Annotated in this window: 26 protein-coding genes; 3 read left to right on the top strand and 23 right to left on the bottom strand. The window is 51.4% G+C overall.

All coding sequences use genetic code 11. The annotated features are described in order from the left end of the window. Positions 1–596 precede the first annotated feature (596 nt). The 8 genes from RBB63_RS17895 to RBB63_RS17930 all read right to left on the bottom strand — a co-directional run bounded on the left by RBB63_RS17895 (position 597) and on the right by RBB63_RS17930 (position 6,689). The gene (locus RBB63_RS17895; RefSeq protein WP_309386362.1) at positions 597–1,817 is read right to left on the bottom strand and encodes a zonular occludens toxin domain-containing protein; all 1,221 of its coding nucleotides are present in this window, start codon (positions 1,815–1,817) and stop codon (positions 597–599) included. Positions 1,818–1,962: 145 nt separating this feature from the next. After that, the gene (locus RBB63_RS17900; RefSeq protein ID WP_309386363.1) at positions 1,963–3,795 is read right to left on the bottom strand and encodes a hypothetical protein; all 1,833 of its coding nucleotides are present in this window, start codon (positions 3,793–3,795) and stop codon (positions 1,963–1,965) included. Between the two features lie 81 nt (positions 3,796–3,876). Continuing rightward, positions 3,877–4,032, bottom strand: coding sequence for a hypothetical protein (locus tag RBB63_RS17905; protein ID WP_309386364.1), 156 nt, complete (start codon positions 4,030–4,032; stop codon positions 3,877–3,879). A gap of 209 nt (positions 4,033–4,241) precedes the next feature. Beyond that, positions 4,242–4,502, bottom strand: coding sequence for a hypothetical protein (locus RBB63_RS17910; protein ID WP_309386365.1), 261 nt, complete (start codon positions 4,500–4,502; stop codon positions 4,242–4,244). 379 nt (positions 4,503–4,881) lie between these two features. Further along, the gene (locus RBB63_RS17915) at positions 4,882–5,127 is read right to left on the bottom strand and encodes a hypothetical protein (RefSeq protein WP_309386366.1); all 246 of its coding nucleotides are present in this window, start codon (positions 5,125–5,127) and stop codon (positions 4,882–4,884) included. Beyond that, entirely contained in the window at positions 5,127–6,026 is a 900-nt protein-coding gene (locus RBB63_RS17920; RefSeq protein WP_425503912.1) for a rolling circle replication-associated protein, read from the bottom strand. Before RBB63_RS17920 ends, RBB63_RS17915 begins: the two co-directional genes overlap by 1 nt. A gap of 20 nt (positions 6,027–6,046) precedes the next feature. Next, positions 6,047–6,328: a hypothetical protein gene (locus RBB63_RS17925; RefSeq protein ID WP_309386368.1), complete on the bottom strand. Its 282-nt coding sequence runs from the start codon at positions 6,326–6,328 to the stop codon at positions 6,047–6,049. 61 nt (positions 6,329–6,389) lie between these two features. Beyond that, positions 6,390–6,689: a hypothetical protein gene (locus RBB63_RS17930; RefSeq protein WP_309386369.1), complete on the bottom strand. Its 300-nt coding sequence runs from the start codon at positions 6,687–6,689 to the stop codon at positions 6,390–6,392. 20 nt (positions 6,690–6,709) lie between these two features. Here RBB63_RS17930 and RBB63_RS17935 point away from each other — a divergent pair, with 20 nt between their 5' ends. After that, positions 6,710–7,186: a hypothetical protein gene (locus RBB63_RS17935; protein WP_309386370.1), complete on the top strand. Its 477-nt coding sequence runs from the start codon at positions 6,710–6,712 to the stop codon at positions 7,184–7,186. Positions 7,187–7,309: 123 nt separating this feature from the next. After that, on the top strand, positions 7,310–7,474 hold the full coding sequence (locus RBB63_RS23670; protein ID WP_425503913.1) for a ribbon-helix-helix protein, CopG family: 165 nt from the start codon (positions 7,310–7,312) through the stop codon (positions 7,472–7,474). A 206-nt stretch (positions 7,475–7,680) separates the two neighbouring features. Here RBB63_RS23670 and ssb read toward each other — a convergent pair whose 3' ends face one another. The 5 genes from ssb to RBB63_RS17960 all read right to left on the bottom strand — a co-directional run bounded on the left by ssb (position 7,681) and on the right by RBB63_RS17960 (position 10,972). After that, positions 7,681–8,133, bottom strand: coding sequence for a single-stranded DNA-binding protein (gene ssb, locus RBB63_RS17940; RefSeq protein WP_309386371.1), 453 nt, complete (start codon positions 8,131–8,133; stop codon positions 7,681–7,683). A 72-nt stretch (positions 8,134–8,205) separates the two neighbouring features. Beyond that, the gene (locus RBB63_RS17945; protein ID WP_309386373.1) at positions 8,206–8,508 is read right to left on the bottom strand and encodes a 30S ribosomal protein S6; all 303 of its coding nucleotides are present in this window, start codon (positions 8,506–8,508) and stop codon (positions 8,206–8,208) included. Continuing rightward, positions 8,486–9,094 (bottom strand): aminoacyl-tRNA hydrolase, encoded by a 609-nt coding sequence (gene pth / locus RBB63_RS17950; RefSeq protein ID WP_309386374.1) that lies wholly within the window; start codon positions 9,092–9,094, stop codon positions 8,486–8,488. Before pth ends, RBB63_RS17945 begins: the two co-directional genes overlap by 23 nt. A 61-nt stretch (positions 9,095–9,155) precedes the next feature. Then, positions 9,156–9,761 (bottom strand): 50S ribosomal protein L25, encoded by a 606-nt coding sequence (locus RBB63_RS17955; protein WP_309386375.1) that lies wholly within the window; start codon positions 9,759–9,761, stop codon positions 9,156–9,158. Positions 9,762–10,231: 470 nt separating this feature from the next. Further along, the gene (locus RBB63_RS17960) at positions 10,232–10,972 is read right to left on the bottom strand and encodes a hypothetical protein (RefSeq protein WP_309386377.1); all 741 of its coding nucleotides are present in this window, start codon (positions 10,970–10,972) and stop codon (positions 10,232–10,234) included. 210 nt (positions 10,973–11,182) lie between these two features. On the opposite strand from RBB63_RS17960, the gene RBB63_RS17965 reads away from it, so the two are divergent. Beyond that, the gene (locus tag RBB63_RS17965; RefSeq protein WP_309386378.1) at positions 11,183–12,460 is read left to right on the top strand and encodes an alkaline phosphatase PhoX; all 1,278 of its coding nucleotides are present in this window, start codon (positions 11,183–11,185) and stop codon (positions 12,458–12,460) included. A gap of 32 nt (positions 12,461–12,492) precedes the next feature. Here the strand turns inward: RBB63_RS17965 and RBB63_RS17970 are convergent, their stop codons facing one another. From RBB63_RS17970 to RBB63_RS18015, 10 genes are all read right to left on the bottom strand, one after another. Further along, positions 12,493–14,787, bottom strand: coding sequence for an FG-GAP repeat domain-containing protein (locus RBB63_RS17970; protein WP_309386379.1), 2,295 nt, complete (start codon positions 14,785–14,787; stop codon positions 12,493–12,495). 8 nt (positions 14,788–14,795) lie between these two features. Next, a complete protein-coding gene (locus tag RBB63_RS17975; protein WP_309386380.1) occupies positions 14,796–16,511 on the bottom strand; it encodes a hypothetical protein in 1,716 nt (571 codons plus the stop codon). A 6-nt stretch (positions 16,512–16,517) separates the two neighbouring features. Then, positions 16,518–17,441 (bottom strand): S1C family serine protease, encoded by a 924-nt coding sequence (locus RBB63_RS17980; protein WP_309386382.1) that lies wholly within the window; start codon positions 17,439–17,441, stop codon positions 16,518–16,520. A 70-nt stretch (positions 17,442–17,511) separates the two neighbouring features. Then, positions 17,512–17,721 carry a dodecin gene (locus RBB63_RS17985; RefSeq protein ID WP_309386383.1) on the bottom strand — a complete coding sequence of 70 codons (210 nt, stop codon included), beginning with the start codon at positions 17,719–17,721 and terminating at the stop codon, positions 17,512–17,514. A gap of 70 nt (positions 17,722–17,791) precedes the next feature. Further along, complete coding sequence (locus RBB63_RS17990) at positions 17,792–18,319, bottom strand: DNA-3-methyladenine glycosylase (protein ID WP_309386384.1); 528 nt, start codon at positions 18,317–18,319, stop codon at positions 17,792–17,794. A gap of 5 nt (positions 18,320–18,324) precedes the next feature. Continuing rightward, entirely contained in the window at positions 18,325–19,842 is a 1,518-nt protein-coding gene (locus RBB63_RS17995) for an NADH-quinone oxidoreductase subunit N (RefSeq protein WP_309386385.1), read from the bottom strand. Further along, positions 19,839–21,461, bottom strand: a complete 1,623-nt coding sequence (locus RBB63_RS18000) for a complex I subunit 4 family protein (RefSeq protein WP_309386387.1) — start codon at positions 21,459–21,461, stop codon at positions 19,839–19,841. The genes RBB63_RS17995 and RBB63_RS18000 overlap by 4 nt, the downstream gene beginning before the upstream one ends. Before the next feature lies 1 nt (position 21,462). Continuing rightward, entirely contained in the window at positions 21,463–23,463 is a 2,001-nt protein-coding gene (nuoL, locus tag RBB63_RS18005; protein WP_309386388.1) for an NADH-quinone oxidoreductase subunit L, read from the bottom strand. A gap of 16 nt (positions 23,464–23,479) precedes the next feature. Continuing rightward, the gene (nuoK, locus tag RBB63_RS18010; RefSeq protein ID WP_309386389.1) at positions 23,480–23,785 is read right to left on the bottom strand and encodes an NADH-quinone oxidoreductase subunit NuoK; all 306 of its coding nucleotides are present in this window, start codon (positions 23,783–23,785) and stop codon (positions 23,480–23,482) included. Next, the gene (locus RBB63_RS18015; RefSeq protein ID WP_309386390.1) at positions 23,782–24,357 is read right to left on the bottom strand and encodes an NADH-quinone oxidoreductase subunit J family protein; all 576 of its coding nucleotides are present in this window, start codon (positions 24,355–24,357) and stop codon (positions 23,782–23,784) included. The genes nuoK and RBB63_RS18015 overlap by 4 nt, the downstream gene beginning before the upstream one ends. Position 24,358 lies beyond the last annotated feature (1 nt).

The following is a 24,358-nucleotide window of genomic DNA, read 5'->3' on the forward strand; positions in this document are numbered from 1 at the left end:
GTATCGTCGGTATGTGTTACCGTGTTTCACACGGCCACTTCGTTAACTCATACCTCATAGCAGCAAAGCAATGGAACCCATCTACTAAATCCGCTGGTAGCTCCTGTTCGGAGGGAAACAACGTTCCGTTGTATCGTCGGTATGTGTTACCGTGTTTCACACGGCCACTTCGTTAACTCATACCTCATAGCAGCAAAGCAATGGAACAAATACGAATCGGCCTTTGGAAATCAGGGAGCGGATACGCTCCCGATTTCTGGGCCTCTAACTATCCGGCCGCTTTTGTGGCGGCCTCGTGGCAAAGCAATGAAACGGATATAATATTATTTATCTTCCCCGCGCTTCGCGCTGCGCTTTGTTCAAACTTTGGGGCAATGACCGCTCATGGCCGCGGTCGGCCTAGGTGGCTTTCTTTTAGTGTTTGTCGCTCGCTTCGCTCGATTGAATAGAATCATTCAAAATTTACGACGCAGAGCCATTGCCGTGGTTGGCTCATAGAGCCAAGGGCGTTGCCCTCTCGCCTCGACGGCCTCGCCCACTACACGCATTTGCGGCTAGGGAAACGAAGTATATGAACCGCAATCGATGCAGGACGTTCAAAAGAAGCTGAAACCCGGCTTGGTTTCTTCTGGACGCTCAATGTCCGGCATTGGCTCCAACGGCTTGGATTGCTTGCCGGTCTCCATTGACTGATAAGGCTTGCGGAAAAGCTTAGTGCCGTCTGTGAGGTGGACCACGTGGTAACGATCGATGGCTTTCAAGCGTGGATCATCTGACGTGATCATTTCGCCATCATCAAGCCAAACGCACGCGCGACCATTCATGATGCTCAGGGATCGATAATAGCGAATAGGAGGCTTTTCGGATTCTGCCGGAATCTGATCAGTAGATGGCTCAATGGAACCGGAATGAGAAGGTGATGCAGCTGGATCAGGATGAACGACTTGAGCAGTAGAATCGGAGTGCTTACCGAGAACCTTATCCATCAAGAAGCCAAAAAGCTTGGGGACGGAGAGGACGGCCAGTAGGACGATGATGCCAACCGGAATAACCCAGTAGACAGAAATGCCCTTTACCTTTTCCTCCTTATCAGCGTCACCACCTTGGCGAGATGTGTGATAGCACTCAGCCTGTAGCTTATCTAAGCGGAAGGTTAACTCATGGACCGACTTATCTTGAGGGCCACCAGTTGGACGCTGCAAATAGGTATATTGACGGAAAAGACGTGGACCACGGAAAAATGAATGCTTTTCCTTCGCATAATTGCGAACCACGATAAATTCTTGGGGCAGTGACCGACAGTGCTTATCGACCTGGTCAACATTCTGAGAAATCAACCAAACCGTATCATTAAAATGACCGTGTTCAGCGAAGTACTCCTCGATGCGCTGACTGAACAGCTTAAAGTTGCGAGAGGGATAAATCTTGTGCAACTCATCGATCACAAAGGTAACCGGGCGCCACCATTCGGCATGCTCCATGTGTTCTTGCCAATCAATTTCCTCATCTTCGCCCCATAACGGCAAAACAACTCCTGGTGCACGATGCAAAAAGAAATGTCTCAAACAGTATAGTCGCTTTGATTCTTTATAGTCTGGAATGACCGTATTAAGATAATCGTTCGTCAGCTCGATCACCCGCTTTTCAACATTAATTTCGGGTCGACCTTTTGCGATGACATAATCTTGCAGATTCGTGATGCGAACAGGCAAATTTGTTACAACATAATTATCCGTTTCAAGCAACGTATCGCAGATGATCTTGATCGCACGAAGGCCTTTTCCATTGCGCGGCTTTCCTGTGAGAAGCTTGATCATGATGGATCAGGTGAGCAGTTGCCGTTGAATCGACGCATTATGACTCGGAAGGTAAGCCAACTAACTTGCAGTGTGGCCTGAAACCAAAATCCATAGGCGAAGATTTCGGTATTTGATGCATTATTGAAAAGGAGTTCCTCGATGCTCATGGCGTGATGAATCTTACGACTGAAGCGATTGAAAGAATTGTAGCAGTTCCCCAAATGCGAAGCGCTATATATTGAAATACCAAGGCGATTATAGGACCCACTGGAATGAAGGCCAAAACCATGGAAACAGCCATCTGTATAAAACTAGAAAAGCCGCCTGTATCGACAGGGCTTGTTCCGCCTATCGAAAACCAGCTGAGGTCCCCATATTGTGGGCTGAATAAACCGTAAAGAATCGTTGGCACCGCCCACACCGCCGCTGTAATCAAGCCAGCCGCAATAAGCGCAGTTACCTGGCCACCAGTGCCACCAAAGACAGGATTCCCCTTTGCTTGCTTCAAGCGTAAGGTTTCAAGGCTCAAATGGGAAATTAGGCTGATGCAAAAAACACAATAGAACAGAAATGAGAACCAAAATATTAGACGCTTTACGAATGCCGCTAGCTCTGTGAATTCCGGATAATCAAAAGGATTCAAACTAATCGTCTGCCCGCCAAGACTGACCGATAAATCAAGCGTATCTGGACTAACATCTGGTATACCGCTTGGAATTGAATAATCATCAAACGCCGTCATTTGCTGATCCTTTGCAGCATTACCCTGAGTGCTCATGTCAGACTCGGATGGTCTATTATCCCTCAAATCCCGCTCATAATCGCTATCCTCGACTAGTTGACCTAGTTTTTCGTCTATGTCGTCAAGTTTGTCTAATTTATCCAGCTTGTCGTTGCCTTCCTCAAGCTCATCGACCACCTCTGCGAGCTGCATTTGCGTCTGGTCAGATTCTTGTTGAATCGTGTCAGTCGTTTCGATCTGCGCATCCACCTGATTTTTTTGCCAAATGACAGCTTCCTCATGGCGTTGCGCCTGTTGTGCATCAAGCCGTGCGAAGCGCTCATCTTGCGCCTCATTGGTTTTCTCCCAAAGCATTTGGTCCTGACGCATTAAAGCATCCATATTCCAAGCTGCCTGTTGAGCATACTCAAATGGATGATCGCCCGCGACAGGCTCAGTTATGCCAGTATCTGAAAATGGTTGATAGTCGGTATTGTCTACGACGCCTTCTTTTACATCTGATGTTATATCTCTGAACTCAGGGTCAAGGGTAGGTGGCTCATAATCATTAACATCATCTGGCTGTATCTCTGTGACCGAAACCCACAAATCTTGCTGAGCTGGCATTTCCTCCTCGGTATAATTTCCGTATAGAGTAGAATGAACATTGCCCAAGAACACATTCGATCCGTCTACGACCTCATAAACCGTCACTGTATGCTCTGAAGCACCGGCAGCTGCAAACTGCATGGCCTCATATTGATTCAATGAAACGGTTGTGCTCTGTGTTGGCTGGCCATCATCAAAGTTAAGCTCCAAATAATAAGTCAAAATGGACTCTTTCTTATTTGGAAAAAAATCAGAAATAATGTGATAGTAAGGGAATTCTTCTGGTGGAGTTTCAACTATTGGGTCCCATGTGCCACTCGCCACATTGGCCGCATTTTGAGCCTGCATGTAGTACTGCGTGCCTGCTTTGAAATCCTTAATTATATCGTAAGTATATGGATATGGACCTGTGTTTTGTGGGTCATAGTATATCACTATACTATCTTCCGAATTGTTTGAATAAATATTCATGAAGCTACCGCCCTCATTGGCCCAAACATCGTATTCAACGCGCCAGTAGCCCTCATTATCCGGCGACTCGTAAATTGACGTGATCGTCAATCTGGCTTCCCTGTCAGGATGGTGATAAGTGCCTGTGTTTGGATTAGCGAAAAGATAGCCCGATGCCATCAACGCCGAAATGTAGAAAACACGCAGTAAGCGCATACGACCCCCATTGTGAAAATTACGAATTCCATGACTAAATGAGGGTAGGGGGAATGAACCCCCTGACCCTCTTAGTGTGCTTTAGGCACGGCGAATCTTCATGATTACACCGAAGATGACCATGAAGGCCGCGACGGTGATAATGAAGGTTTGGACCGAGGTCCAAGCCGTAGTAGCATCAGTGACGATGGCCGCCAAATCTGCCGGCACTTCAGCAGAAGCTTGGGGAGCGCTCATGACTCCTGCGACTGCCACAGTAACCGCAGTTACAGCCACGTTATAGTGGCGACGAGCACAGCCCATAGCCGATTTTACACCTTTGGATGCAGCTTCGCATGCTTTGCCTGCGTACTGCTTTGCCTTGTTATAGGACTTACGGAACATACAGTTTCCTTTCTTTGTGTTATTGTTTTCGTATCAGGGGAACCATCCCCCAAATTCCAAATCTACCGCGGCAGGAGTTGGTAGCTGCGACTGTAGACGTGTCGTGGAACCTTGATTCCTGCCCTTTCAAAGGCATCCTCCCATGATTTACAGCTGATACCTTTGTATTCTACGGTGACTGCATTTACAGCCACACCGACTTTGAAAATCTTGTTTCCAAGTGGGGATTTATCGCGAATTGCGACACCGCACTTGCCAAGCTTTTCGCGTGCTAGTCGAAAAGCCGCGGTATCGTTCATCGTAGTTGCTCGTGTTGTTTTCATATCGACGTGTCAGTTATGTTAGACTCTTAACAAGGAAAGGCGGTGGCCGCCAAACGCCCCTGAAGGGGCGTATTGGCGACCGCCGCGACTTCACCCTTGCCCGATTTCCCAACCATGATCCTTAGCGAATTTAAGAAACTCCGACTCATCAGAATCAGAATTTAACATTTCTTGGTATCGCGCTTCCATAAAGCCCTCCACATCCATCCATATGGGTTCGCGTCTACCACGCTGGGGACTCGCAAATGCGTACTCCCGCTTGTCTTGCTGCCCCATGAGAACTTGCATCATGACACCACCGACCACACAAAGGCCGATGATCTCATAACTTTGGTCCGGGGCAGGGGACTCCCTTCGAACGAAAAGAGCCCCCGCTATGTTAAACTCGGCCATTGCTCAAGAACACGCCACGAACGACAGTGTTTCCCTTTTCGGTTTGGGCCGATTGAACTTCGATAGTAGCGCGCGTAAAAGGAGCTACTGCAGGCAACGGCCCTTGTGTGTCGGACTGGCGAAAGAACCAGGTCTTTTTGCCGTTGGTAATGCCAACCTCAAGCTGCTTATAGGACTTACCCTCCCATGTCTTGTCTTGCTCCTGAACAGAGATGACCAAGCCCGTAAGCATTAGACCATCGTTAGGTTCAAGATTGACGCTAGGTTGCTTATTTTCTGTGACTGCCATGATTCGATACTTTCTTTGATGTGTGACGGTGTCATATTGAATGAGAATCCCGACAGCGCCGCCTTGCCGTGGATACTCAGATTTACCGCTCGCTGGTAAAATTCGTTATAGTCTGTATTTAATACAAAATAGCCTGCCTTAATTGGGTAATGCTTAAGCCTTGAACGAACGCAGACCACCGCACGGCGCATCCAAAAACGCCATTGCTCACGTATCGTGCGACGTATGTAGCTGTATCGCTTGTCCTGGGGTGGCTCCTTTTCGTCGACGCTCCAATCTGGGTCTTGCGCCTTCGTATAAAATCCGCCGCCCGTTTGCCAAAAGCGCATACGCGATCCGCCGTTAAAGTCCAAGAGCCAGTCAGGAAGATTTAAGCCCTCTGTGTTATCGCCTTCAAAGGCCCCCTTGGTGACATATTTAAACAGGTAGACGAATTTCTTGCGGCGTAGCCTTTCAACGTTGGTCCGACCAAGGCCCCACCACTGGCCGACCCAAGCAAGGCAATCACGTGGTATGCGTTTCTTGTAATGAACGATCAAATGCCAGTGAGCATAGCCATCATCATGAAATTCAAGCTTCCATGCCCATGGGAATGGGCCAATGACTGAACGAAGCTTTGCGAGGAATCGCCGCAGGCGCTCTTTACCGAGCACATACATCATTGCGGCCGACTTCCCGCAGTGGAACGTTGTTAGCGTGATGAAAAGGCATTGTTTCCAAGGCGGGAGGCCTTTCTTTTCGATGGCCTGACGCTTGAGCATAACGCCATGACGAGTATACCAATTCGGAGCATTGTAAGGCTTAACTTCAAGATACGGCTTGGTTATCCGATCTCGTAGCATGCGCCTTGTGATAGCCGAACTCACTTGCCGGCCTCACTTTCTTCATTAAATTCAGCAATGCTCTTTTGACCGTCTAAGAACATACCGAGACGCTGGGCGATTTCTAAATGCGCATGGTAACGCCCCTTGGATTCAAGGTTTCCGCTTTCGATGAAGTCATGCTCCCAAGCATTTGCTTCTATCAAAATCTCATCAGCAAAATCATAAATACTACGCTCTGTCTTTGGCTCAGGGCGGGTTATGCGGCGCATGATTCGAATACCGAAACTTAACGCCCAAACGGTGAAAAGGAAGAGTGCCATTGTGGTAAGAGTTGCCCAAAATTCAGCTGACTCTGTTGTAAAAAGGGGGAGGGGCAGGAAATTATTCACTTCCGGCCCCTCCCTTATCAGCGTTCTTCTGTGACTCAGACGGAGTGGCCTGAAATGAAAATCCACTAGGCCATTCAGCCCATGCTAGAACCTCAAGCTCGGTGAGGTCGAAATCAGGTGATGGCCAGAACTCTCGGCGCCAAACTTCACGGCCTGTATCATCTGCCGTAATGTAACCCGGATAAACTTCGTCGTCGCGGACTTGGACTAACACCGTAGTGTCGCAATCTGGCTTACGCTCGGCAGGATCGATCCACAGAATGACTTCACGCATAATCAATTGTCGACTCATGACGCCACCTCGCCAGTGTCTTGAAATTCTGCCTCAGAGATCCGCTTAAACTCGTTGGCGTTGAATGCGGTGCCTTTGGGGTTCTTGGATATAAACCCCCGAATCTTCACGAAAAAACTAGGGAATGTTGCAACCCCCGTAATTGTTCCGACGCAGCCATCCCAAACCCCGCCATTTGTGATTCTCACTCGCTTTTCTTTCACAGATTTCCTTTCGCTGATTTGTTTGTGATTGTTCCTGTCGAAAAATCAGCGCAATCTGCCGCGATGAACACACCTGACTCTATTTTAGCCGCTTCAGGCCTGATTTCTGTATTAATGCTGGCTTGGTTCGCCATTAGCATGGGGATAGCCGTCCTAACCATTGTAGTGCTATGGAACTTGAATGCGCTGCTCATCGTAAAACGCGAAGAAGCACAGTTCTGGATGGAAGCCGCAGAGCTTAAGCATTCTGATAGAAAAAAGGCCGAAATGAGATCGGACTTAAAATTACGCTGATTTCTGAAAGAACAATTCGGAAGGTTTCCGAAAACCTTACGATCTATTCAGAAATGCAGGTTTCGAAAACCTTCGCAAGGAGAATTGACAACACCGCACGAAGGTATTAGACACCTTCATATTATGCCGAATCAGCTAAGCGCAGACTCCGATAAAGTGACGATTGTTTTGCCTAAGGAGCTAAAAGAAATCATTCGCAAGTTAGCAGCGAAGGAACGGCGCAGTATGTCTCAAGTGATCTCCATGCAGTTGGAGAAAGACTTCGATTATAGACCTAAAAGCGCCTGATAGTCTGCGACTTACAAAACCGTATTGCGGTCGTTGTGAGTCGCTTTACCTATCAAGCATCGCACAATATATATTATGTCTAATTTAGGTGGACTTAGAGAAAGCTTAGTTTTATTAGCCATAAGTTGCATATGATCATAAAGAAACGCATACCCTTCCGAGGTATGCACTGTTGCTTTGACATATCGTAATTATTTCGACCTGACTTAGAATGGGACGTCCTCATCGAAATCGTCTTCTGCAGACGATTGTGCGGCCTTGGTTTGCCTGGGTGGCGGTGATGTGCGTTCGTAGCCGCCTCCTTCTCCACTACTGGAGTTTTCTCCATCGCGACCACCGACGAACTTGAAGCTTTCGCAAACAACCATAAGCTTGCTGCGCTTTTCGCCCTGAGGCGTTTCCCACTTGTCTTGGCGAAGGCGCCCTTCGACCAAAATCGGGCTTCCTTTGCCTAGGTATTTTGAAATGACTTCAGCGCTGCGGCCAAAAGAATCGATGTCCACGTAAGCCACTTCCTCGCGTTGCTCGCCTTCTTTGGTCGTGAATTGGCGATTCACCGCAATGGTGAATTTGCAGATCGACATGCCGCCTGGCGTAACCCGCATCTCGGGTTCGGCGACAAGATTGCCCATGAGGATGACTTTATTGAATGATGCCATAGCTCGACAATCAGCAGAAGCCTGGCGCGAGTCAAGAGTCGCCCTGCGCCAGGCATCTGAAATCTGAAAAGCTTAGATGCTTTGAACCAGAATGCGGTTCACCGTCTTGTCCAAGCGGAAACGCTCCTGGAGAGCTGCTGGCGCTTCAGGACCAGCTTCCAGCTCGATGACGAGGTATACGCCACTGGGCATACGGCGGTCGGTCACGCGGATGAAATCCTGCGAACCATTGTTTTTGACGCTAGTTACGTTGGCGCCCAATGCGGTGATGTTTTCCTTGATGGACTCGATCAGCGTTTCAACCGACTCGGTGTAGTTGCGGGTATCGAGGATGAAGTTTGCGCGATAGCGCTTAGTCGTTGCGGTCTGACTCATGGTTACTCGGTGGTGGAATTCTTGTGTTAATGCGATTCATCGCGACTGTAGTCCCCTGCTCAGCCAATATTCTCAGGCCGTCGATATAATCCGGGACGCGCGATTTGATAAATGAATTTTCGTCTGATGTGAATTTGCCTAGGACCCAGTTGGTCAACTGCCCTTTATGAGGGTTGCCGCCAATGCCGATTCTGTAGCGCACAAAGCCGTTTCCCAGATGCTGGAGCAAGCTTGCTACGCCATTATGGCCACCGTTACTTCCGCTCACGGAAATTTTGCAGCGCCCCAGCTCTAGATTAATCTCGTCATAGATCACGACCACTGACTCTACCGGCGCTTTCAAGTAACGCATCACAGCGCCTACAGCGACGCCACTTTCGTTCATGTAAGTGTCCGGTTTGACCAGCATGATCGATTCGCCAGCGAAACTGACTTTGGTAACTTGGGAGCGCAGTTTTTTCTGCGCTTTCCATTCACCGCGGCAAATTTCAGCTAGGCTGTCTACAACTCGAAATCCGACATTGTGCCGTGTGTCACGGTATTCCGATCCAGGATTTCCCAGTCCGGCGATGACGGTTACGGCCATTTGGCAAAGAACAAAAAACGGAATCAGCGCCGGGTGACGCTGATTCCATTGAATTTAAAGGTTACTCGGCTTCAGCTGCCTTCTCCTCAACCTCGTCGGTTTCGGCACTCTCGATCTTGGCAGGCTCAGCAATTGCGACGATCACCATGTCGGGCTCGCCGTCAAAATGAACGCCTTCCATCGCTGGCAGGTTTTCGAGGTGAACAGCCTCGCCAATATTCAAATCGGCAACATTCACTTCAATGAATTCTGGCAAGTTGCGTGGCAAGCAGTGAACTTCAAGCTCGTGGACGGAGAAGTCCAGGACGCCGCCGTTCTTCACACCAATGGCTTCGCCCTTGATGTGCACGGGGATGTGCGCGTGAATCAACTCACCGGCAACAACTTCGAGGAAGTCGATATGACGGAAGCGATCAGTCAGCGGATCACGCTGCGTTTCGTGGATGAGAGCATCGATGCTTTCATCTGCGATTTTGAGGGTGATGACGGCGGTGGAACCGGCGACTTCACGCAGCAGCATCTGGAAATCTCGCTCAGCGACCGCTAGGTTGCGGTTGCCGCTCTTACCGTAGATGACTGCAGGGATTTGACCCTGTGCGCGCAGGCGGCGTGAATTGCCACGGCCGATGCCCTCACGTTTGGTTACGGACAGGAGGTGTTCGCTCATGTATATAGGTGTTCGTGTTGTCTGGTTAACCGAAGCTTCATGCTACGGAAACGGGCCAAAGAATCAGATTGCGCGATAATGGCAATCAAAACTTTTGTCTTTTCAGGCCAAAACTGAATGGCAGTTCGCGCAGTATTAAAAAATCTAACCGCAAAATCAGGCGAATGAACTTGACCTAATGTCACAAATGCGTCACGTTCGTAACATGGAATTAACAAACAGTCTCAATATGGTAATCGCCACGGTTGGCGGTATAGTTGTCGCGGGGCTATTGCTCGATATCTGGCTAGAGTTTCGTTGGAGTCGAGATGCTCAAACTATGCACGCGAAATCCCCGCGCGATCAATAAACGGGCAGCACATAGGAGCAACGCTCCAAATCCATTTTGCCCGGAAGCCCCACCCCTTCCTAGTTCGAAGCCTCGCTCTGCAGTGCTTTTGACTAATTCTGGTCGCTAAGGTGATCCAAATTTAGCCAATGTGGTAATTCGCCTGCTTGGCCGATGATTGCTTGGGAAGCAGCCCGCGACTTCGTTTCCGGGCCAGCGCTCGTTGAATGCTCTGATGGCATTCCTTAGAAGACACTTCGGCTCCAAAAAAGCGGGCGAGCCAGCCATAAACCATGTCTGGCTCCATTTCATGCATCCGCGTCGGCTGATCACAGACACGGTCAAATGCATCAACGACTGCTTGTGCGATAACCCGCACCATTGTCCGTGAGACCTCAGAGCTGCGCTCTTCTATGAGCACATCGCTGGCGTCGGTCATCGGAAATTCTTCAAAGATATTCTGGTAGATGTCCGCCGCGTTCAGTTCTTCAACCTCAGTTCGGGGGAAAAAATGCGCCATCACTGACCAAGGATGAATGTCATTGGGAGACCTGTCCATTCCGCGGCAATCCGTTCTCAATATCACGGTAGGAATGTCAGCAAACTTTGCGGTCATGAACTCAACTACTCCACCCGCCTCGATTTCAGCGCCATCGAAGTTGAACAACGCCAAGTCGCATTCAATCAGGTGGAGCAGCTTCTCATCGCGCACCACATGGGCAGATTTTGATCTGGCAGGAAAGTTTTGCGGCAACACACAGCAATAACGCTGGTCTGATAACTCAGATATCGCTTCCGCCAACATAGCATTGCCGATCAAATCCTTGTGGGTAAATTGATCTCCCGCAAAATAGATGTTCAATGTTGGCTCGCTTGAGGGCATAATATGAATAGCCAGTAAGAATCCATGTCGAATAGGTCTATTCGGACTGGATTAGTGCTTTAATTTAGACTTATCGGACTACTACAGTCATAACTTTAGATAAAATATAGCTTTTTTTTCACCTCAATGCTACACCGACGATCTTTTTTACAAACATTGGGCGTATCCGGCGCAGCGATGACACTGGGTTTTGGCGGTTTGCACAAGCTAATGGCTACTGATCAAGCCTCAACGCTTACCCAAGGCTTTGGACCGTTACTGCCCGATCCAGCCCGGGTGCTCGAGCTCCCCAGTGGGTTTTCCTACCAAATAATCTCTCAAACAGGAAATCCGATGGCCGACGGACTGATCTCCCCCGGGAAACAGGACGGAATGGCTGCGTTTCCGGGCCCTGATGGCCGCGTGATCCTAATCCGGAATCACGAGAACGAATATCCATGGCGACCGCTTGGTCCCTTTGGCTTACTGAATGAGCGTTATGCTAGGATTGACCGTTCGTTACTCTACGATCCCCGCGAAGGCGCCCTACCCTGTATTGGCGGCTGTTCAATCCTGGTTTACAATCCCAAGACCGGCAAGGTGGAGAAAGAGTTCATGCGTCTACTTGGCACAGAGCGAAATTGCGCTGGCGGGCCTACGCCATGGGGCACTTGGGTTACCTGCGAAGAGACCTCCGTTACCACGAAAGAAGGCTATAAGGCGGACCACGGCTATGCGTTTGAGGTCACACCCACGCTTACCCCCGCGCTTGAAAAAGCGACTCCACTGAAAGCCATGGGGCGCTTTCGACGAGAGGCAGTTGCCATTGATCCGCAAACCAGCATCGTTTACCAGACTGAAGACCTTGGCGACTCCAGTTTTTACCGTTTCATTCCAGATAAGCCAGGTCAGCTGAATTCAGGTAAACTGCAGGCGTTGGTCATTAAAAATGGTCCAGCCGATACGCGAAACAATCCCGGCGCCACGATGACCTTCCCACTGAATGAGTCATTCTCCGTGGATTGGGTCGACATAAATGATGTGGAATCACCCAACGATGACTTGCGTTTGCAGGCCCAGAAAAAAGGCGCCGCAATTTTCGCCCGGACCGAGGGCATTTGGATGGGAGACGGCGAAATGTATTTCGCTTGCACAACAGGCGGACCCCAAATGTTTGGTCAAATTTTCCGCCTCAAGCCGGGGCACGAGCAGCAGCCGGATCAGTTGGAGCTGTTCATTGAATCCCATAACTCGGAGTTAATGCAAAATGCGGACAATCTGGTCGTCGCGCCATGGGGGGACGTCTTGATTTGCGAAGACTCAAATGCGCCTCATAAGCGGCTGGTCGGTGTTACGCCCCAAGGTGAAATCTACCACTTAGCGAAATGTGTATACAGTAGCTCGGAAATTGCGGGCGCCTGTTTTTCTCCCGATGGGAAAACGCTGTTTTTCAATATCCAAAACTACCCGGGCATGACCATCGCAGTCACCGGCCCTTGGCCAGCCTAAGACCTAAAAAAGCTCTCTTGTCTTCTGTTATCTTAGTTTACTGCCTGATCTTCGGGTGGCTTATTTTCGCCCTGAGGGTAGAGAAGCATTCGGTCATGGACGAGCAGGATAATGTCCTGACGTCCATCTCCAGTGAAATCGCCCACCATTACTTCGCGCGGTTCCAGCGGCGCCCCCTTGCGCCCGCCATAGTGCAGGTCTTCTTCAAAAACATTGAAATGCAGCGCGCTTACCCACTCATCAGGTGAGTTATACTTGATGATTTCCAACACGTTGTTTTGGCCATCGATCAAAATGAATTCAGGGCTGTCATCGTCGTTGAGTTCACCCACGGTGATATCATTGTAAACGATCTCCTGCAGATCGGACTCATAGGTTGAAACATTCTGTAACGACTGCCACTGACCATCCAGTGCAGTGCGGACCAACGCCTTTTTACCCAACAAAACCATGTTGTTCGCGTCGTCTCGCACGGGCAACATCCCAAGAGGGCTGAAGTCCCCAAATTCAACAGAGCGGCTATAGCGATAGATGCCAGAATCATCCCGACTGAGGATTTGAATTTCCCTGGACTTGGTATCGAAAAGCAATAGCTCGTTAACACCGTCGCTATCAACGTCACGCAGGTGCGGAATCGATAAATTATCATTGCCCGAGCGTGAGTTAAACTGGTCCAGCACCGTGCGACGCTTTTCTGAGTCCAGGTAAATCGCGCGGACAAAGCCATTGGAAGTGATCAGCAATTCTTCCAATCCATCGTCGTTGACATCTCCTAAACCAACATCAGCCAAGTTGACCTCACGCAGGCCGTCGATTTCAGAAACTGATTCCATAAGCCTGTCATCAGACAACGTATTCAGCATTTCCAAATCCACATACCGTGCAGCGTCACGGGGAAAGGATATCAGCAAATCCTGAGTGTCGTTTTGATCCAGGTCCGCGATGAGTATGCCGGTCGCCGGTCGGCGCGCATCTGAAAGCTCAAGCTTCTTGTCGATTGCCCAACCGCCATCAAGTTGGGAGAGCAGCGAAAGCATTTGCTTGCTGTTGTCGCTAGTCAACAGAACGAGTTGCTTGCGCTCAGGAAGCCAAGCGATCTTGACGGGGGCGCCGGATACACCAATGGCTTCCGGAAAAACGAATCGCTCACCATTCCAGCGGGTCAGCCCGATTGATTCGTCTGGGCTAAGGACAAATAGCTCACTCGTGCCGTCACCATCAATGTCTGCTGCCGCTAATGACTCCACTCCCTGAAAGGACGGAAAAGACTGAGGCGAGCGCCAGCTCCCGTCGGCCTTTCCCTGAAGCTGCCAAATTTGCGCATTTGCAGAATCAGCGATCACAAGATCTTCGTAACCGTCGCCATTGAAATCACCCCAAGCATAGGCGTCTGGCGAGCTGACTTCGGCGCCGGTCGAGTAATACTCCATCGGCCAATCAGCCCCATTTTCTAAAGTTTGCTCCTCGAGCTTCTCGACGCGCAAACGCCCGGTCCGTGGTTCGATTAGAACCAGTTCCGGCTCGGTGGCAGTCGCATTGATCCAGGCAAAGCTCGGGGTGGTCGCATCGAGACTGTAAGCTTGCTCAGCGCCGAGACCATCATCGGGAGACCAATCAACCATACGCAATGCACGCGAGGAACCAGGCACACGGTAGCTGAAGCGAAGCGGCGTGCCTGCCTTGGGAGGTAAAACTTCCAAGTCCATGGCGTTGGTTTCCATGCGGAACGTCTCATGCAACTTAATCGGGGCGCCCTTCTCATCAAATGCGAAGACCATCAGGCGATTCTTGGTCAGCGCCACGAGTTCCAAGCCTGAGTATTGGTCCGTTAAATCAACCAACTTCAACGTGCTGTTCCAAGGGAGTGCTTCTACGCCGTCGTATTCGCGTTTTTCGGCCCATACGCCTTTCTCCAATTGGGCGACTGCTACGAGTGGCTCGTCTTTGCTGGTGAACACCACATCCGTCAACCCGTCGCCAGTCACATCCCCCAATGTCAGATCAAACATGGCAATGCCGCTGGTAACGCCTTCGACTTCAAATCGCGCATCTTCCAATACTGGCTCCCAGCGATTTCGCCGTAAACTTTGGGAAGTATTTTCGATTTCTCCCGGAACGCGCTGGTAATAGATTTCCACCCTGGCTCGATCATTGTTGATGACGCCGATATCTGTCTTCCCGTCGTTGTCCACGTCACCCTGTGCAAGCGCTCGGACACTCCAATCTATTTTGGTAATTTCCGGCCCAACTAAGCGTATCGGCGCGGTATCGTACTCGCCAGCGAGGACTGTAGAACCAAGGAGTAAGTATGCTAAAACTGAACGCATAAAAGTAATTACGGATTTTTGGGCAACACGCGGACCCGGGTTATTTGCGCATCCTCCAGGATGTAGCCGGCGGACAAAATATAGAAAGGCACATCCGCCCCACTTAATTCGGGCAGGTCAACATCGATCCCCTTACCGAAGTTGCCTGATAAATTCTCACGATACGCCTCAAATAGCTGCTCCAGCGCAGCACTGAGGTTAAAGTAGGCGCACTCGATCTGATTGGGGGGCAGATCTTCCAACGCATTCACGATGTAGCTCTCATTCCACAACCCTCCATCGGACTCCCGGAGATGATACAGCGTGCGCTCAAGGAGCTCCACTGACCCTATAGCCAAAAATAAGTGATCATCGGCTAGCGCATAACCAAAAGGAGAATCTTCCAGGCTCAAATTTGCCGGAGTGACGATTTTCATGCCGAGGAATTCGCGTTCACTGAGAACTTCGGCGCCTGGCGCAAAGGTCTCCGTCAGTCCCTTGATTGCATTCTCAAAGGCTTGCGGGTCTCGAATTGGAATTGCGACAATTAGGTTTTCATTGTCGCTCTGTTCTTCAATTTCATCAGCTTCTTTTAGTTCGGAAAATGACGCGAATTGTGTTCCGAAATTAGTGAGCAAGGCCTCACGCAGGTCGATGTTGGTCTGTTGTCGGAAATTATCGAGTTGTAGTTGAAACATCGCTCCAAAATTTGGGCTCATATCGTTCATCAGCGCCTCAAACGCTGCGAAGACTTCGTTGAAATCAAGCATCGACACGTTGGCGTCAATGGCGTCAGAAGGAACCCAGTGCGGAAAGCGTAATGGCTCCGAACTGTAAGCCAGCAATTCCAGGATGCCGCGGCGTTGAGTGTAAAGCATGCCGAGTACGGACTCGAAGTTGGCGCTTTCAAAATCGATTGCCATGAAGGCGCCTTGAAGTGACTCCAACGCCAAACTGTTCCAAAGCGAATCCATGGTGACGCCGAGTGGATTCATGGGGATCGTTGGCATGTCGTCTTCGATCAAATCGCGGAACATACCGATGCCTTCCTTGAGGTTCAGGTAGATACGCGCCTGCGACTGCCCGGCAATGTCCATACTACGCAAGAAGTCCGGATCACGCCCCAGCCCATCACTGCGCGAATCGATGACCGCATCAACGGTGTTTTTCAAGAGTTCGAGGGAAGTCGCCTCAATCGCGATGCCATCGACCAGTGTCCAATATTCTGGCATCCATTCTTCTTCGGGCAGATCGGCGATTTCCTCAGTGTACAAGGTAACGCCAGCATACGGTTCTTCGATCAGCAATACATCATCGTAAGCGACATCGCGGTCGTAGATTTGCAGGAATTTCAACGCTTCAATATCCCCGGCAAAATCGGTCAGCAGGACAATACGAGGGGATTTTTCCGCACCCTCTTCCAACGATACTATAGCACCGCAAATTCTACCGCTTAAGAGCTCATGTAGGTTTCCCAATGTTAGAGCGTCGCCGCTGGGCAATGTGTATTGCTCGCCATCCTCTGTTTCGAGCGGCTCGCCTAAGGAGTCCTCCCATTCAGCTTTTTGCTGAGCGGAAACCAACTCCAAAATCTTGCCCTCTTCGACCGCCGTCACGAGCGACTTAAAGTCATCTAGCGAAACGCTGACCAGCGTCGAACTGGGCAGGTAGTCTTCCAGGTAGTTTTTAGCGTGAAGCGTACAGCCGATCAATGCGGCGAGAATGCACAGGTATGATTTAAGCATTCGAGATCAGTTAGCCTCCGAGGTGGGGGGCGTGTTATAGCGAAATCCGGTATTCGGATTACGCGGATCGAAGGCGAACGCATCGCGGTTTTCGAGGAAGAATTTCAGCACATTCGCGGGAATCGCAAAAGCCAAGCCTTCAGCGCCCATGGCCACCACTTTCATGTTATTTACGCCTACTACTTCGCCGCGCATATTGAAGAGCGGACCGCCGGAATTCCCAGGGCTGATTTCCGTGGTGGTCTGGATGAACACGCGACCTCCAATGGGACGATTACGGTTACTCACGATGCCTTGTGAAACCGTGCGATCCAGTCCCAGTGGCGCGCCAATGGCAAAAACAGACTGTCCCTGCTTCAAGTCATTCGATTCACCCAGCGGTACGGCTTTCAGTTGCTCACCATCGGGTAAATCTATCTTCAACAACGCCAGGTCTGCGCCTGGATTACTGGCCACGATTTTGACATTTCGATGGACCTCACGCTCTAGCGAATCATTCACCTGCTTAAACACCGTGACCGAAATATCATGCTCGCCAGCAATGACGTGATCGTTGGTGACGAGGTAGCCATCCGGATTGATAATGAAGCCGCTGCCCAAACCCGTTGGGGTTCGAATCAGCACCACAGATTCGCCGTGCCGGTCAACCCATTCGCCAACAGACATGATTTGGCCTTGGGCGGTCGTTTGAAACAGGCCATTGCTCACCATACTGGTCCCCTCCACAGTCGCATCTTCCAGATTGATGCCTATGATGTTGTCGCGGGGGATTTCCAATACGGTGAAGCCGAGGTCGACATAGATGCTCGTGGGGCGCTCATAGACGACAGAACCGCTCACGGCATTGCCTTCACTGAGGTTTATAGTCGCCCGTTCGGCAAAGAGGGCAGGGACTGTTAAGAGGAGGAATGTAATGGAAATGAACTTCACTATTCAGAGCTTAACAACGAATAGGAAACGCGCAAGCGCGGGTTGTTTCGAAAATTTATCAACAACGTCCTCAATCATCCAGTGTGAAGCCTACCTTGATCGTCACTTGCCAGTGTGCGACTTTGCCGTCCTCGATGTGGCCGCGAGTCTCCAAAACCTCAAACCAACGCATATTGCGGACAGATTTTGAAGCGCGCTCGATGGCGTTTTTGATGGCTTCGTCCGTAGACACGGCAGAAGAACCCGTTAATTCGATTTTCTTGTAGATATGGTCACTCATGCCAACAATCTATCGCGGAAAGCAGTAAATGCCAACTTGTTAGGGCGTTTTCTGCAAATTGACCATGTGCTTATAGCTTTCGGACAAAGCGATAAGGCGCAGACAACCAAGGCTCTCCCGCATAGCCGATGCCGATGCGTGGCGTGCGCTCGATCTGTGATTCCTGGAGGACGCTCCCCTGCTCCACCCACAAGCCGGACTCCTGCGTCGCAGGGAGGCCGTTGAGTGATTGATCAATTTGCATGGCTTTGGTCAAACGACCTGGTCCAATCTTCGGCCCTGCTCCCCGTATCAAAACGGCAGCCGGGAAATCTGCTGGTCCAGTCACAATATTCAGCAACCAGTGCACTCCGTAGCACAAGTAGACATAGAACACGCCAGCGGAACCAAACATTACGGCATTGCGCGGCGTTTTGCCGCGACAGGCATGACATGCTAAATCCTGGCCGCCATCGTAGGCCTCGACTTCGCACAGTTCCCAGCGAAGAATCTCGCCAGTTGACAGCCGTCGGCAGAGCTTTTGCCCCATCAACTCCCGTGCAACCGTGACGGTGTCACGCTCGAAGAATTCCTGGGTCAATACAGGCGTCGACGCCACGCAATCTAGCCTCCGACCAAGCCTCGCTGGAACAAGCCAAGGATCACCGTAACAATCACCAGCAGAGTAAGCACGACCTTGTGAATGATTCCTACGGCGCCCGGCATTGGGTATGCCTGCTTGGCCTCATCGCCTGGCAATGCAGGCTTTACGAAGAAGGCTTCACGCACCCAGCCAAAGTAGTAATAGATGGAAATAACGACCCCAATGATTGCCGCGCCAAGCAAAACATACAACTCAGCCTGGAAAGCGGCGATGAAGATGAGCAGCTTGCCAATGAAGCCTGCGAGGGGCGGAATGCCTGCCAGCGAACCGAGTCCAATGGCCAACACGCCGGCCAGAAATGGCTGACGTTCAGCCAGCTTCTGGTAATGCTCCAGTTCTTGGATTTCGTCAGCAGAACCGGCGAGATGCACCATCACGCCAAAAATCGCGAACGAAGCAAACAGGTAGGCAAATAGATAAAATATGATCGCCCATGGAGCCAAGGCTGAGCCTTGAGGACTTGTCAATGCGACCACTGCAACGAGCAAATAACCCGCATGGGCAATGCCTGAAAGACCAATGACGCGCTTTACATTGCGCTGCCCAATTGCGGTTAAGTTGCCAAACAGAATCGTGATAATCGCAATCGCTGAGAGCAGTGGCTGCGTCAAGGCAGTCAGGTGCGAAAACGGTCCGACGATCAGGTTCATTAACACGAAGAACCCTGCGGCCTTGGACGAGATTGCCAGAAATGCAGTCACGGGAGTAGGTGCGCCTTGATAAACATCGGGCACCCAGATTTGGAATGGCACTGCGCCGATTTTGAAGCAGATGCCACAAAGCACGAGCGTTGCCCCGATCAGCACCAGTGGTTCGTGTGGGTTCGCGGTAATGAACTTGCCGAGTTCAGCAAAGTTCATGGCGTCCTTCGTGGCGCCTTGCAAAGCCGGATTGCTGGCGGCGCCATAAAGCAACACGATGCCAAAGAGCAGGATTGCCGAACTCAGCGCGCCCAGAATCAAATACTTGAGGCCAGCTTCCAGTGAAAACGAACTATGACGGCAATAAGCGACCAGCACGTAGAAGCCGATGGTGACGGTTTCCAGCGCCACAAAGAGCATCACAAAGTTGCTGGATTGCACCAGTAGCATCATCGATGCACTGACGAGAATCGTCACCAAAAAGAATTCCGAACGCGGCAAATTCTGCTTCGATAAATAGCCAATGGCGAGGTAGCAAACCAGCGCTGAACTCAGCACGAAAAACGCGCGCATGTAGGTCACGAATGGTCCTGCCTCGATCATGCCGCCAAAAAGCTGCCCCGATGGGGCCTCACCGCAGCCACAGCCCAACGCAATGAACCCGAGTAGTCCGAATTGGGCAGCAACGGCGAAGGTCGGAATGATGCGCTTGCGCGTCGCGGGCAAAAAGAGATCCAGGCAAAGCACGATTAGAGCAATGCCAGCCATGGCCAACTCCGGCCAAATGGCGCTCCATTGGTTGGTGGATGCTAATTCTTGGAAACCGTTATAATTCATAGCGATTGCCCTCCTTCCGGCTGCTGCTCTGCATCAGCGAGTTGAAGGCTCGTATCGTTGTCTTGAGAGGCGTCAGCCGTCTTCATCTTCTTGGGCATATGCACGTAAACCGGATCAGCTTGAACTGCCTTTTCAATGGACTGGGAAATGCCCATCGGCCAAAGGCCAATAAACGCCAGCGTTACCAGCAGAATCGTTGCGGGAGCGCGCTCAGCTGGTGTGATGTCGCCAATTTCGCGCTGACCTAGGGACTCGGCGAACTCCTTGGTTTGCGGACCGAAGAAGATGTTGGCCGCTGCGCGCAGGCCGTAAATTGCTGAGATCACGACACCAAGTACCGCAGGCGCGACTGCCCAGGCGTGGTTATCCCACAGGGCGATGAATACGGTAAACTCGCCCCAGAAATTAGCAAACCCAGGTAGACCAATCGACGCCATGCTCGCGGCGACAAACAAACCGGCCAGTACGGGGGCCTTGGGGCCAAGACCTCCGATGGCCTTCATGTCGTAAGTGCCAGTGCGGTTATAAACCGCGGTCGCCAGCACGAACATCAAGGCGACTGATACCCCGTGTGCAAACATCAGCATCACAGCGCCGCCGATGCCCACGACCGACATCGTCGCGATGCCTAAGAAAATATAGCCCATGTGCATCACCGAGCTGTAACCGATCATCAGCTTCAGGTCACGCTGAGCGATGGTCACGAAACCAATCAGCACGATATTGCCCAGCGCCAGCCAGACGATCCAGTCATTCCAAGCCAAAGCGCCAAACGGCAGCAAAGGCACCGCGATTTGCACCAAGCCATAGAGGCCAAACTTTTTCAATACTCCTGCATGCAGCATCGCATTGGCGGTCGGTGCGTTGGCGTAGCCACGAGGAGCCCAGGAATGAAATGGAAACAACGAAACCAAGATGCCGAAGCCGAACAGCAAAAGCGCAAAGATGTTATCTTGGGCGACCTCGGTAATGCCATTGGCGCTCAGATACTCCTGCAAGCCGATCAAGCTAAAGCCGGTTGCGGTATCCCAGCCAGTTTGGCCGTAAAGCGCAATCAAGCCGAGCAGGGAAAGCATTGCGCCCAGCGTCAGGTAAACGGTCATCTCCATCGCGGCCGAGCGGCGCCCTTCCCCGCCCCAGATGCCGATCATGATGAAGGTCGGAATCAGCGCCAGTTCGTGGAAGAAGTAAAAGAAGAAAATATCGATCGAGCAGAATACGCCCATCAGGCCGGCTTGCATCACCAGCAGCAGCGCCATGTAAAGATTCAGGCGTTCGGCTTGAGAATACATTGCATGAATGCCAGCCGCCAAGCCAACGATGCCCGCCAGCAGGTACATCGGCATCGAAATGCCGTTTAAGCCCAACAGCAGCGTGATGCCCACGCTATCACGCAGACCCAGATCGCAACCTCCCACGTAGGCGAAGCCATTGATCAGGTCGGTTTGTGAATCGAAGTTCATCCAAAGATAAACGGCGATAACCGCTGGCAACATAAAGCCGATGGCGGAGATCAGACGAACGCCGGCGTTGCCTAAGGATTTGCCGAAAAACAGCACCACCGCCGCTGAGAGCGGGATGAAGATCGACAGAAGCAGCAAATTAAAATCGGTAAGCATCTTACAGTATTCCGAGGGCGAATGCGCCGAAGAAGATTACGCCGGCCAGGAACCAGTAAACGTAACCGTGAATATTACCTACGTGCAGGGAACGCGACACCATGCCGAACAAGCCAGCGACGCCTGCCGTCCCACGCACAAGAAGACCAGAAATGAAAAGATTATCGAAGGTGGCCATGAGATTGGCAAAGCGCTCCTGCACATGCGCCACGTAGTAATCGTAAATGTCGTCAAACCAACCATGCTTTTCGAGCGCTTTGTAGAGGCCGGGAGCCTTGACCTGGAGTTTGTCCGTTTTCGGTCCCAATCCATAAAACAGGAACGTGAAGACGAAACCAAGCAACATCACGCCCAGCGTAACGCCTTCGAGCATCGTGCCCTGCCCGGTCGCTTCGACGGCATGGTGTGCAGCCTCGTAACCACCGCCATAACCATGATGCGCGCCATGGGCATCATGGTGGTCCGCGCCAGCTTCGGGCTCAACATAGCCCTCCATCATGAAGACGGTGGTGTCGGTTGGCAGCATGGCGGTCATTTCGCCGTCCGCCCACTTGAAGTCGAGGCTCTTACTCGCGAACCAACCTGCGCCAAGAGAAAGTAGGCAGCCAAGGACGATGAGTGGCACGGTCATCAGCAAGTTGGACTCGTGTGCATGCTCGGCCTTTTCGCTGTTGGGCTTGCCGAGGAATACCACAAAGAACATGCGGCCCATGTAGAGCGCGGTCGTCAATGCGGCGACGAGCGTCAGGCCATAAACCCAGTAATAAGTCGTGTGGCCGGTCTCAACGCCCAGCCCATAGGCGGCGTTGATGATCGTGTCCTTGGAGTAATAACCCGCAAAGAAAGGAACCGCGGAAATCGAAAGCGCAGCGATGAGGAAGGCCGTGCCAGTGATGGGCATTTTCTTGTAGAGCCCCCCCATCTTGAACATGTCCTGCTCGTGGTGGCAGGCGTGGATAACCGAACCGGAGCAAAGGAACAGTGTTGCCTTAAAGCAGGCGTGCATCGCCATGTGCATGATCGCAAGACCAGGGAATCCGAGCCCCAGCGCTGTGCCCATGTAACCCAAGTGCGAAAGCGTCGAGTAAGCCAGCGACTTCTTAATGTCGCTTTGGCCCAGCGCCCAGAAGCCAGCGAGCATCGACATGGCGGCGCAGATCCACATGACCACTTCCAACACTTCCGGCGTCAGCAAGAAGAAGATGCGGACCATGAAGTAAACGCCAGCCGCGACCATCGTAGCGGCGTGGATCAGCGCAGAAACCGGAGTTGGACCCGCCATCGCGTCCGTCAGCCAAACCTGCAACGGGAATTGTGCGCTCTTACCAAGGAAACCGCACATCAACAGCAGGCCAATGCCCGTCACGGCGTGCTTTTCGCCGCTCTGGATTAAGGCGTTGATCTCCTGGAAATCAGCAGTGCCAAAGTAATGGTAAGCCCAAGCAATGCCCACGAGGAAACCGAAGTCGCCCACACGGTTGACAATGAATGCCTTTTTCGATGCAGCAGCCGCGAAATCCTTGTCCCAATAGTGCGCGATCAGCATGTAGGAGCTGAAGCCAACCAACTCCCAGAATATGAAGATCATGAACAGATTGCTGGCGAGCACGATGCCGAGCATCGAAAACATGAAGATCGACAGGCCGCCGAAGAAGCGTCCCTTGTTCTTATCGTCATCCATGTAACCCACGCTGAAGACGTGGATGAAAAATCCGATGAACGCCACGACCGCGAGCATTGTCGCGCTTTCGTGTGTGAAATAGTAGCCGATGTCCACTTGATAGCTTCCAAACTGGAGCCAAGTGTAGCTATATTCGGCGCCGCCGAGATCCTGGCCATCCCATCCGAAAATGATGATGAAGGAAACCACCGCGATGCCTAGCGCCGCCAAAACGGACAGGCCAGCCGCGACGTAACCGCCGCGACGCAGGAACAGCGCGATGAGTCCCGCTGAGATCAGCGGGATAAACAGCAAAACATTAAAAAGTGCGAGCGTATCCATTAGCAGCGAATTCCAGTCAGTTTCTTAGCTCGGCGAGTTCTTCGACCATGACGGTCTGGCGTTTGCGATAGAGAGCCACAATGATTGCGAGCCCCACCGCGACTTCCGCTGCGGCCACCGCAATGATGAAAAAGACAAACAAGTTGCCGTCCATCGAATTGTGGTAACGCGAGAAAGCGACGAGTGCGAGGTTCACAGCGTTGAGCATGAGCTCCAGGCACATGTAGATCACCAGAGTGTTGCGGCGAAAAAGCACGCCGAAAAACCCAATGACAAACAACAGGCCGGAAACAAAAAGGTATGCGTTCAGCGAAATAGTCATGACTTGGCGATCTTCGGTTTGGCGGGCTCTTCGCCCGAAGCGTCAATTTTCTTACTTAATACAATTACGCCGATCATCGCGATCAGGAGCAGGAAGCCCGTCACTTGAAACGGCAGCATGTATTTAGTAAAGAGACCGTAGCCGAAAGACCGTGATGCGGTCGTAAAAGGGATGTCGTCCGCCGCTGCGTTTTGCGGCATTTCGGTGATTTCTGGCAGTGGTGTGGACGGAGCCGAGCTGTCACCCAGTGTAATGTAGGCCAAGCCGCAGATGAGCAGCAATCCGCCGACGGTAGCCGCAGCGCTAGTCAAACGGTCCGGGCGCACTGAGTGCCCTTTGTCGGCGTCGAGCAGCATGATGATGAACAGGAAGAGCACCATCACTGCGCCGGCATAGACCAGGATCTGCAAGGCTGCCAAAAAGTAGGCCTCCAAGAGCAGAAACAGAGCCGCCATGCCGACGAAACTCAGGATCATAAACATGGCCCCATTGACGGCGTTGCGGCTGACGGTGACCAGAAATGCGGACATCACCGTAAGCGCGGAAAACAGGTAAAAGAGAAAGTCAGCCATG

This window comes from Cerasicoccus frondis (assembly GCA_031296915.1).
In the GTDB taxonomy this organism is placed as follows: domain Bacteria; phylum Verrucomicrobiota; class Verrucomicrobiia; order Opitutales; family Cerasicoccaceae; genus Cerasicoccus; species Cerasicoccus frondis.

Excerpts from the sequence above, each read along its gene's own strand:
- RBB63_RS17910 (WP_309386365.1), bottom strand. The coding sequence starts at position 4,502 with ATGAAAACAACACGAGCAACTACGATGAACGATACCGCGGCTTTTCGA.
- nuoL (WP_309386388.1), bottom strand. The coding sequence starts at position 23,463 with ATGGATACGCTCGCACTTTTTAATGTTTTGCTGTTTATCCCGCTGATC.
- RBB63_RS17915 (WP_309386366.1), bottom strand. The coding sequence starts at position 5,127 with ATGCTTACGGGCTTGGTCATCTCTGTTCAGGAGCAAGACAAGACATGG.
- RBB63_RS17965 (WP_309386378.1), top strand. The coding sequence starts at position 11,183 with ATGGCTACTGATCAAGCCTCAACGCTTACCCAAGGCTTTGGACCGTTA.
- RBB63_RS17955 (WP_309386375.1), bottom strand. The coding sequence starts at position 9,761 with ATGAGCGAACACCTCCTGTCCGTAACCAAACGTGAGGGCATCGGCCGT.
- RBB63_RS23670 (WP_425503913.1), top strand. The coding sequence starts at position 7,310 with ATGCCGAATCAGCTAAGCGCAGACTCCGATAAAGTGACGATTGTTTTG.
- RBB63_RS17970 (WP_309386379.1), bottom strand. The coding sequence starts at position 14,787 with ATGCGTTCAGTTTTAGCATACTTACTCCTTGGTTCTACAGTCCTCGCT.
- RBB63_RS17995 (WP_309386385.1), bottom strand. The coding sequence starts at position 19,842 with ATGAATTATAACGGTTTCCAAGAATTAGCATCCACCAACCAATGGAGC.
- RBB63_RS17900 (WP_309386363.1), bottom strand. The coding sequence starts at position 3,795 with ATGCGCTTACTGCGTGTTTTCTACATTTCGGCGTTGATGGCATCGGGC.
- RBB63_RS17975 (WP_309386380.1), bottom strand. The coding sequence starts at position 16,511 with ATGCTTAAATCATACCTGTGCATTCTCGCCGCATTGATCGGCTGTACG.
- RBB63_RS17925 (WP_309386368.1), bottom strand. The coding sequence starts at position 6,328 with ATGGCACTCTTCCTTTTCACCGTTTGGGCGTTAAGTTTCGGTATTCGA.
- RBB63_RS17945 (WP_309386373.1), bottom strand. The coding sequence starts at position 8,508 with ATGAGTCAGACCGCAACGACTAAGCGCTATCGCGCAAACTTCATCCTC.
- RBB63_RS18015 (WP_309386390.1), bottom strand. The coding sequence starts at position 24,357 with ATGGCTGACTTTCTCTTTTACCTGTTTTCCGCGCTTACGGTGATGTCC.
- pth (WP_309386374.1), bottom strand. The coding sequence starts at position 9,094 with ATGGCCGTAACCGTCATCGCCGGACTGGGAAATCCTGGATCGGAATAC.
- RBB63_RS17905 (WP_309386364.1), bottom strand. The coding sequence starts at position 4,032 with ATGAGCGCTCCCCAAGCTTCTGCTGAAGTGCCGGCAGATTTGGCGGCC.
- ssb (WP_309386371.1), bottom strand. The coding sequence starts at position 8,133 with ATGGCATCATTCAATAAAGTCATCCTCATGGGCAATCTTGTCGCCGAA.
- RBB63_RS17895 (WP_309386362.1), bottom strand. The coding sequence starts at position 1,817 with ATGATCAAGCTTCTCACAGGAAAGCCGCGCAATGGAAAAGGCCTTCGT.
- RBB63_RS17985 (WP_309386383.1), bottom strand. The coding sequence starts at position 17,721 with ATGAGTGACCATATCTACAAGAAAATCGAATTAACGGGTTCTTCTGCC.
- RBB63_RS18000 (WP_309386387.1), bottom strand. The coding sequence starts at position 21,461 with ATGCTTACCGATTTTAATTTGCTGCTTCTGTCGATCTTCATCCCGCTC.
- RBB63_RS17930 (WP_309386369.1), bottom strand. The coding sequence starts at position 6,689 with ATGAGTCGACAATTGATTATGCGTGAAGTCATTCTGTGGATCGATCCT.
- nuoK (WP_309386389.1), bottom strand. The coding sequence starts at position 23,785 with ATGACTATTTCGCTGAACGCATACCTTTTTGTTTCCGGCCTGTTGTTT.
- RBB63_RS17960 (WP_309386377.1), bottom strand. The coding sequence starts at position 10,972 with ATGCCCTCAAGCGAGCCAACATTGAACATCTATTTTGCGGGAGATCAA.
- RBB63_RS17920 (WP_425503912.1), bottom strand. The coding sequence starts at position 6,026 with ATGCTACGAGATCGGATAACCAAGCCGTATCTTGAAGTTAAGCCTTAC.